We start from the raw sequence: 8,038 nt of genomic DNA, 5'->3' as shown, positions 1-8,038 counted from the left end.
CGGCTTTGAGAGCTTCGTGGAGCTTTAGGCGCCCGCCTCCAACCTCGTCATCCTAGGCCTTGTGCCTAGGACCCCTGCTTCCGCCGCACGGAAGTTCTTCCAGTTGGCGTCACCCACTCGGTTCACCCTCCGACGCCTAGCCGCCGATAGAGGGGTCCTAGGCACAAGGCCTAGGATGACGAGGTTGGAGGCGGGCGCCTAAAGCTCCACGAAGCTCTCAAAGCCGCCGAAGATCATACGCTTGCCGTCGAACGGCATGGTGGCTGGGTCGCCCTTCACCCTGGGATCGGCCATGACCTTGGCGTTGATCTCATCACGCTGCTCGCGTGACTCGTAGGTGATCCACGAAAAGACCACGACCTCGTCGTCGGTGGCCTGGACGGCGCGCGGGAACGAGGTGAGTTCGCCATAGGGCACGTCGTCGGCGATGCATTCCACGTAGGATAGCGCGCCAAATTCCATCCACACGGCGCCAGCATTCCGCGCGATCTCCTTGTAGGCCTCAAGGTTCTTCTTGGGCACGGCGAGCACGAAGCCATCGACATAGGGCATGTTCACGTCTCCTTCGGGTCTGAACTGACCAAAGGACGAACAGGCGCGATCCGTTCCGACAATGGCCCCCTCAAATCGTCATCGGCGGGCTCTTGTCCCGACGATCCATAGACTCGAAGGTCCGACGGTAGACCTCCAAAGGCGGTGTTTATGGATGGCCGACACGAGAGGTCGGCCATGACGAGTTGGGGGAGGGGCGCTAGTCGCCGCTTCTAAACCGGCATCGCCGTCGAGTACTTCACCTGGCTCAGCGCGAAGTGCGAGGCGGCGTTGGCGACATTGGGGTGGTTGAGCAGGGCGCCCATCAAGAAGCGCTCATAGCCGGCGACGTCAGCGACCACGACCCGCATCAGATAGTCCCATTCGCCCGACATCGAGTGGCACTCCATGATCTCGGGCCTTGAGCGCAGGAACGCCTCGAACTCCTGGCGCACGGCGGTGGCGTGGGACTTCATGCGCAGCTGGCACATGACGTTGACCCCGCGCCCGACCTTCTCGGCGTCGACCAGCCTTACGCTGCCCTGCAGAACCCCGGCGGTCTCCAACGCCTTGATGCGGCGCCAGCAGGACGCCGGCGATGCGCCCACCTGTTCGGCGAGCGCGGCGTGGCTCTGACTCGCGTCGTGCTGCAGGGCGCGCAGCAGCCTGCGGTCGATCTCGTCTAGTTGAACAGTTTCTTTCACGTTACGGCCATCAGGTGAAACAGATGTCCATATGATTGCCAAAACGCCGCGAGATTGAAAGCCATTCGTCGCGCCTCCTGCGTAGATTTCATCGCAGGAGGAGTCTTTCGATGTTGGATGTCGCCGCGCCCGCGCGTTCCCTGTTCCAGGGGCTGAGGCCCCAGCAGCCCGACGTGCTCTTGTCGCTGATCGCGCTCTATCGTGAGGATCCCCGCCCGCAGAAGATCGATCTCGGGGTCGGCGTCTATCGGGACGCGGCCGGCGACACCCCGGTGTTCAGCGCTGTGAAGGCCGCCGAGGCCGTCCTGCTCGAGACCCAGCCCACCAAGTCCTACCTCGGCCCAGAGGGCGACCTGCGCTTCCTGGAGCTGATCGGCCCGGTGATCTTCGGTCAGGGCGCGGCCTCCCAGGATCTGTTCGGCGTCCAGACCCCCGGCGGCACCGGCGCCCTGCGCCTGGCGGCCGAACTCGCCAACGCCGGCACGCCCGGCGCGCGCATTTGGCTCGGCACGCCTAGCTGGCCCATCCATGCCCCTATCTTCGCTCAGGCGGGCCTCAGCGTTTCGACCTATCGCTATTTCGACCCTAGGACCCAGACGGTTTGCTTCGACGAGATGATGACCGCGCTCGGCGGGGTCGAGCCCGGCGACGTCGTCCTGTTGCACGGCTGCTGCCACAACCCGGCCGGCGCCGACCTGAACCTCGACCAATGGCGCGCGGTCGCTGATCTGCTGGCCAAGCGCGGCGCGGTTCCGCTGATCGACCTGGCCTATCAAGGCCTGGGCGCTGGCCTCGATGAAGACGCCGCCGGTCTGCGGCTGGTGCTCGAGACGGTCGACACCGCCATGGTCGCCTATTCCTTCGACAAGAATTTCGGCCTCTATCGCGAGCGCACCGGCGCCCTGTTCGTCCGGGCGCGCGGTCACGCCGATCTCGTGCGCTCCAACATCCTGCAACTGGCCCGCTGCAACTGGTCCATGCCGCCCGATCACGGCGCGGCGGTGGTGCGAGTGGTGCTGGAGGACGCCGGCCTCACCGCGGGGTGGCGCGCTGAACTGGACGGCATGCGCCAGCGCCTGGTCTCGGTTCGCCATGCTCTGGCTGAGGCCGATCCGCGCCTTGAGCCGTTATGTGATCAGCACGGCCTCTTCTCGCTGCTGTCGCTGACGCCAGCCCAGGTCGAGACCATGCGTCGCGACCACGCCGTCTACATGGCCGGTTCCGGCCGCATCAATCTCGCCGGCCTCACCGCCGACACCGTCCAGCCATTTGTCCAGGCGCTCGGCGCCTGCCTGTCGGGAGACGCCCAATGACCATCACCGCCAACAACCCGATCGGCCTCGACGGCTTCGAGTTTGTCGAGTTCACCAGCCCCGATCCGGCCCGCATGGTCGAGTTGATCGAGCAACTCGGCTTCACCGCCTACGCCAAGCACCCGACCAAGAACCTGGTCCGTTACAAGCAGGGCCGGATCAACCTGTTGGTCAACCAGGACGCCAGCGGCCAGGTCGCCGAGTTCCGCGCCGCCCACGGCCCCTCGGCCAACGGCATGGCCTTCCGCGTCGCCGACGCCAAGGCGGCCTATGACCTGGCCCTGTCGCGCGGCGCCAAGGCGGCCGATGCGAGCCAGAGCGCCTTCCCGGAAGCCTATGTGCTGGAAGGCATCGGCGGCTCGATGCTCTATCTGGTCGATCGCTTCGGCGACGCGGGCACGATCTATGACGCCTGGGAGCAGATCCCCGGCGCCGTCGAGGCTGAAGCGGCCAACAATGTCGGCCTCGATGTTCTCGATCACCTGACCCACAACGTCCGCCGCGGCCAGATGCGCACCTGGTCGACCTTCTACAACCAGATCTTCGGCTTCGAAGAGCAGAAGTATTTCGACATCAAGGGCCAGGCCACCGGCCTGTTCAGCCAGGCGATGATCGCGCCTGACAAGGCCATCCGCATCCCGCTGAACGAGAGCCAGGACGACAAGTCCCAGATCGAGGAGTTCATCCGCGAGTACAACGGCGAGGGCATCCAGCACCTGGCCCTGACCACCGCCGACATCTACGGCACGGTCGAAAAACTGCGGGCTCGCGGCGTGAAGCTGCAGGATACCATCGAGACCTATTACGAGCTGATCGACAAGCGCGTCCCCGGCCACAGCGAGGACCTGGAACGCCTGCGCAAGAACCGCATCCTGCTGGATGGCAATGTCGGCGAAGAAGGCCTGCTGCTGCAGATCTTCACCGAGAACCTGTTCGGTCCGATTTTCTTCGAGATCATCCAACGCAAGGGCAATGAGGGCTTTGGCAACGGCAACTTCCAGGCCCTGTTCGAGTCGATCGAACTCGACCAGATCCGTCGCGGCGTCATCACGGTCGACGCGGCCTGAGGGGCGATCCCCTCAGTCAGCCCTTGGCTGACAGCTTCCCCAAAGGGGGAGCATCTTTAGGTCTTCAGGTCCTCCCCCGCTGGGGGAGGTGGCGCGCGCAGGCGCGACGGAGGGGGAGCGGTGATGGAGGAAGTATCCGTGAGCGCGCAGAACTACATGTCCGGCTTCGGCAACAGCTTCGCCACCGAGGCGGTCACCGGCGCCCTGCCGCAGGGCCAGAACTCGCCGCAGCGCACGCCGTTCGGCCTCTATGCCGAGCAACTGTCGGGCAGCGCCTTCACCGCCCCGCGCCATGAGAACCATCGCTCCTGGCTCTACCGACTGCGTCCCACCGCCAGCCACGCGCCGTTCCTGCCCTATGAGGGCGGCAAGCTGGTGCGCTCAGGTCCGTTCGACGAGGTCCCGCCCACCCCCAACCGCCTGCGTTGGGATCCGCTGCCCATCCCGGCCGAGCCGACCGACTTCATCGACGGGCTTGTGACCTATGCCGGCAACGGCGACGCCGCGACCGGCGCCGGCATCGCCATCCACCTCTACGCCGCCAACCGCTCGATGCAGGGCCGGGTGTTCTATGACGCCGATGGCGAACTGCTGATCGTGCCGCAGGATGGCGCGCTGCTGATCGCCACCGAACTGGGCCGCCTCGATGTGGCGCCGGGTGAGATCGCGGTGATCCCGCGCGGCGTGCGCTTCCGCGTCGAACTGAGCGGTGAGGCCGCCCGCGGCTATGTGTGCGAGAGCTATGGCGCGCCGTTCCGCCTGCCGGACCTCGGGCCTATCGGCTCCAACGGTCTGGCCAATCCGCGTGACTTCCTGACGCCCGTCGCCTGGTTTGAAGATCGCGACGAACCCACGGAAGTCGTTCAGAAATTCCAGGGCAGGCTGTGGACCTGCACGCTGAACCACTCGCCGCTCGACGTGGTGGCGTGGCACGGCAACCTCGCGCCATACAAATATGATCTGGCGCGATTCAATACGTTGGGCACCGTCAGCTACGACCATCCCGATCCGTCGATCTTCACGGTCCTGACCTCGCCCTCGGAGATCCCGGGCACGGCCAATTGCGACTTCGTGATCTTCCCGCCGCGCTGGATGGTGGCCGAGCACACCTTCCGCCCGCCGTGGTTCCACCGGAACGTGATGAGCGAGTTCATGGGACTGATCCACGGCGCCTATGACGCCAAGGCCGGCGGCTTCGCGCCGGGCGGGGCCAGCCTACACAACTGCATGAGCGGCCATGGCCCCGACAAGGCCAGCTACGAGGGCGCGGTCGCCGCGAGCCTCGCGCCGCACAAGATCGAAAACACCATGGCCTTCATGTTCGAAAGCCGCTGGGTGATCCGGCCGACCCGGTTCGCCGTCGAAACCCCACTCGCTCAGCCGGACTACGACGACTGCTGGGCCGATTTCACGAAGGCGGAGTTGCCGCGTTGATCCTAGACGAGACCCACGACCCGGCGCGTACCAGCTGGGTCGCCACCGCCAACGGCCACCCCGACTTCCCCATCCAAAACCTGCCGTTCGGCGTGTTCAGCCCGCCGGGCGGAGCTGCGCGCGGCGGAGTGGCGATTGGCGATCGCATTCTTGATCTTTCGTTGGCCGCTCGGTCCGACCTGTTTTCAGGCCTGGCCAAGTCGGCCGCGGAGGCCGGCGCAGGCTCCACGCTGAACCCTTTGCTTGGGTTGGCCCCCGCCGCGCGGCGGAGCCTGCGCCATCGCCTCTCCGAATTGCTCGCCCAGGGCGCGCCGGATCAAGCTGAGGTCGAGACCTGGCTCCAAGCGGCGTCCGATTGCTTGATGCATTTGCCGGCCGCCATCGGCGACTACACCGACTTCTATGCGGGCATCCATCACGCCCTGAACGTCGGTCGTCAGTTCCGGCCAGAGAACCCGTTGCTGCCGAACTACAAGCATGTGCCGATCGGCTATCACGGCCGCGCCTCCTCGATCCGCCCATCGGGCGCGCCCGTCCGCCGTCCAAGCGGCCAGCGCAAGGCGCCGGACGCCGAGGCGCCGACCTTCGGTCCCTCGCAGCGCCTGGACCTCGAACTGGAACTGGGCGTCTGGATCGGCCAGGGCAACGAACTTGGCCAGCCCATCGCCATTGGCGAGGCGGGCGACCACATCGCCGGTCTCTGCCTGCTGAACGACTGGTCGGCACGCGACTTCCAGGCCTGGGAGTATCAACCGCTCGGCCCGTTCCTGGCCAAGAACTTCATGACCACGGTCTCGCCGTGGATCGTCACCACCGAGGCCCTGGCCCCGTTCCGCATCGCCCAGCCGCCGCGTCCGCAGGGCGACCCGCAGCCTATGGCCTATCTGTTGGACGCGCAGGACCAGGCCAGCGGGGCCTACGGGATCGGCCTCGAAGTGCTGCTCTCGACGGCGAAGATGCGTGAGCAGGGCCTGGCCCCGGTCAGCCTGTCGCGTGGTCCGGCCAGCAACCTCTATTGGACCCTGGCCCAACTGGTCGCCCACCACACGGTCGGGGGTTGCGACCTGCGGCCCGGCGATCTGCTCGGCACCGGCACCATCTCGACGCCCGACGACAGCGGGCTTGGCAGCCTGTTGGAGCTGACCAAGGGCGGCGCCCAGGCGATCACCTTGCCGACCGGCGAGACCCGCACCTTTCTGCTGGACGGCGACGAACTGACCATCGCCGCCCGCGCCCAGGCCGATGGCCGGGTCTCCATCGGCTTCGGCGAATGCCGGGGCGTGATTGAGCCAGCCCTTTGAGTGAAGACGTCGCGCCCGCCCGCCTGTTCGCCACGCCCTCTGGTGTGAAGCTCTGCACGCTGGAGACGGTGGCGGATGGCGCGGCGCGCAACTTTGTTCTCCAGATCGGCGAGGCCCGCTTCCACGGCTTCGTCGTTCGCCGAGGCGGCGAGGTGAGGGGCTATGTCGACCGCTGTCCGCACGCCGGCCTGCCTCTGGCCCAGAAGCTGGACGACTACCTGACCCCGACGGGCGATCTCATCGCCTGTTCCTGGCATGGTGCGCTGTTCGATATCGACACCGGCGCCTGCGTTGGCGGCCCCTGCGTGGGCCAGGCCTTGCGGCCCTGGCCGGTCGTCGCCCTTGATGGCTTCATCGTCACCGCCTGACGTGACGAATTGCCTATGCGCGTTCTGAGGCGGACGCGAATAGGACTGCGCTCAAGCCTGCCAAGCTGGGGCGAGATCGCAAAGATCACCCCACTCAACCAGCTTAAACTGATCGACGTAAAATGTTCATCGTCGGGGGACGTCCCATGATCCGTTCGCGCACATTCGCGTTGTCCTTGATGCTGGCCTCGGCCCTGGCCGGTTCGGCGTTCGCCGCCACCCAGCGTTTCGTCGTCATGGCCAATGGCGAGAAGGTCGGTCACTTGACCGCTGAGGTTGAGCCGCGGGCGGTCATCGTCGACTACGCGATCAACAACAACGGCCGCGGCCCCAAGGCCAAGGAGCAGATCGAGCTGGACGCCCAGGGCCTGCCGGTCCGCTGGGCGATCGACGGCTCGTCGCTGTTCGGTAGCCCGGTGCAGGAACGCTTCACCTGGACTCCGGGCCGGGCCGAGTGGGTCAGCCAGGCCGACAAGGGCAAGGTCAAGTCCGCCGCCCCGACTCTCTACATCGCCAACGACGCCAGCCCCTGGATGCTGGGGGTCTATGTGAAGGCGCTGCTCAAGGCGCCGAACCACACCCTGCCGGTGCTGCCGTCCGGCACAATGCGCCTGGAAGAGGTCCGCAAGCTCACCCTCGGCGAGGGGGCCTCGGCCACGCCGCTGACGGTCTATGAGCTGAGCGGCATCGATCTGGAGCCGACCTATGTGCTGGTCGATGGCCAGGGCGAGCTGTTCGGTACGCTCGGCGGCGGCCTGATCCGCGAGGGCTTCGAAGGCCACCTGAAGGACCTGCAGAAGGTCAGCCAGGAGATCGCCATCCAGCGGGCCATGGAGGCCCAGAAGAAGCTGGCTCACCGTTTCAAGACGCCAGTCCGCATCCGCAATGTGCGGGTGTTCGATCCCAAGACCATGAAGCTCGGCGAGCTGTCGTCGGTGGTGGTGTTCGGCGACAAGATCACAGGCGTCATGCCTGAAACGCCTGGGGTCCTGGCGCCAAAGGGCGAGGTGGTGATCGACGGGCAGGGCGGCACGCTGGTGCCTGGCCTGCACGACATGCATTCGCATACGACGCTGTCGTCGAACCTGTTCTATCTGGCCGCCGGCGTCACCTCGACGCGCGACCAGGGCAACCACAACGAGGAACTGCTCGGCTGGGTCGAGGGCATGGACAGCGGGCTGCTGGCCGGCCCGCGCATCGTCCGCAACGGCTTCCTGGTGGGCCGCAGCGACTATTCGGGTCGCCTCGGCTTCATCACCGCGACGCTGGAAGAGGGCCTGGACAACGTTCGCTGGTACGCTGACCACGGCTAGTGGCAGA

At 66.2% G+C, this 8,038-nt stretch carries 8 protein-coding genes; 6 read left to right on the top strand and 2 right to left on the bottom strand.

The genetic code is table 11. The annotated features are described in order from the left end of the window. Nucleotides 1–198: 198 nt before the first annotated feature. Both Q7T84_RS01615 and Q7T84_RS01610 read right to left on the bottom strand, forming a co-directional pair. Nucleotides 199–552 carry a DUF1428 domain-containing protein gene (locus Q7T84_RS01615; RefSeq protein WP_304805841.1) on the bottom strand — a complete coding sequence of 118 codons (354 nt, stop codon included), beginning with the start codon at nt 550–552 and terminating at the stop codon, nt 199–201. Nucleotides 553–764: 212 nt separating this feature from the next. Then, complete coding sequence (locus Q7T84_RS01610) at nt 765–1,235, bottom strand: Lrp/AsnC family transcriptional regulator (protein WP_304805839.1); 471 nt, start codon at nt 1,233–1,235, stop codon at nt 765–767. 110 nt (nt 1,236–1,345) lie between these two features. Between Q7T84_RS01610 and Q7T84_RS01605 the strand changes: the two genes are divergently transcribed. From Q7T84_RS01605 to Q7T84_RS01580, 6 genes are all read left to right on the top strand, one after another. Next, nucleotides 1,346–2,548 (top strand): amino acid aminotransferase, encoded by a 1,203-nt coding sequence (locus Q7T84_RS01605; RefSeq protein ID WP_304805838.1) that lies wholly within the window; start codon nt 1,346–1,348, stop codon nt 2,546–2,548. Further along, nucleotides 2,545–3,615, top strand: a complete 1,071-nt coding sequence (hppD, locus tag Q7T84_RS01600) for a 4-hydroxyphenylpyruvate dioxygenase (RefSeq protein ID WP_304805836.1) — start codon at nt 2,545–2,547, stop codon at nt 3,613–3,615. The genes Q7T84_RS01605 and hppD overlap by 4 nt, the downstream gene beginning before the upstream one ends. 156 nt (nt 3,616–3,771) lie before the next feature. After that, on the top strand, nt 3,772–5,049 hold the full coding sequence (hmgA, locus tag Q7T84_RS01595; protein WP_370653602.1) for a homogentisate 1,2-dioxygenase: 1,278 nt from the start codon (nt 3,772–3,774) through the stop codon (nt 5,047–5,049). Beyond that, nucleotides 5,046–6,350 (top strand): fumarylacetoacetase, encoded by a 1,305-nt coding sequence (gene fahA / locus Q7T84_RS01590; RefSeq protein ID WP_304805834.1) that lies wholly within the window; start codon nt 5,046–5,048, stop codon nt 6,348–6,350. Before hmgA ends, fahA begins: the two co-directional genes overlap by 4 nt. Further along, nucleotides 6,347–6,718, top strand: coding sequence for a Rieske (2Fe-2S) protein (locus Q7T84_RS01585; RefSeq protein WP_304805832.1), 372 nt, complete (start codon nt 6,347–6,349; stop codon nt 6,716–6,718). The genes fahA and Q7T84_RS01585 overlap by 4 nt, the downstream gene beginning before the upstream one ends. A gap of 146 nt (nt 6,719–6,864) precedes the next feature. After that, the gene (locus Q7T84_RS01580) at nt 6,865–8,031 is read left to right on the top strand and encodes a hypothetical protein (RefSeq protein ID WP_304805830.1); all 1,167 of its coding nucleotides are present in this window, start codon (nt 6,865–6,867) and stop codon (nt 8,029–8,031) included. Nucleotides 8,032–8,038: the final 7 nt, after the last annotated feature.

The sequence above is a fragment of the Phenylobacterium sp. genome (genome assembly GCF_030654915.1).
Lineage (GTDB): Bacteria > Pseudomonadota > Alphaproteobacteria > Caulobacterales > Caulobacteraceae > Phenylobacterium.
Note: the sequence above shows the minus strand (reverse complement) of the source record. Positions and strands in the feature narration are given on the sequence as shown.

What these genes read in the sequence shown, in the direction of transcription:
- Q7T84_RS01615 (WP_304805841.1), bottom strand. Translation starts at nt 552, where the DNA reads ATGCCCTATGTCGATGGCTTCGTGCTCGCCGTGCCCAAGAAGAACCTT.
- Q7T84_RS01605 (WP_304805838.1), top strand. Translation starts at nt 1,346, where the DNA reads ATGTTGGATGTCGCCGCGCCCGCGCGTTCCCTGTTCCAGGGGCTGAGG.
- hppD (WP_304805836.1), top strand. Translation starts at nt 2,545, where the DNA reads ATGACCATCACCGCCAACAACCCGATCGGCCTCGACGGCTTCGAGTTT.
- hmgA (WP_370653602.1), top strand. Translation starts at nt 3,772, where the DNA reads ATGTCCGGCTTCGGCAACAGCTTCGCCACCGAGGCGGTCACCGGCGCC.
- Q7T84_RS01580 (WP_304805830.1), top strand. Translation starts at nt 6,865, where the DNA reads ATGATCCGTTCGCGCACATTCGCGTTGTCCTTGATGCTGGCCTCGGCC.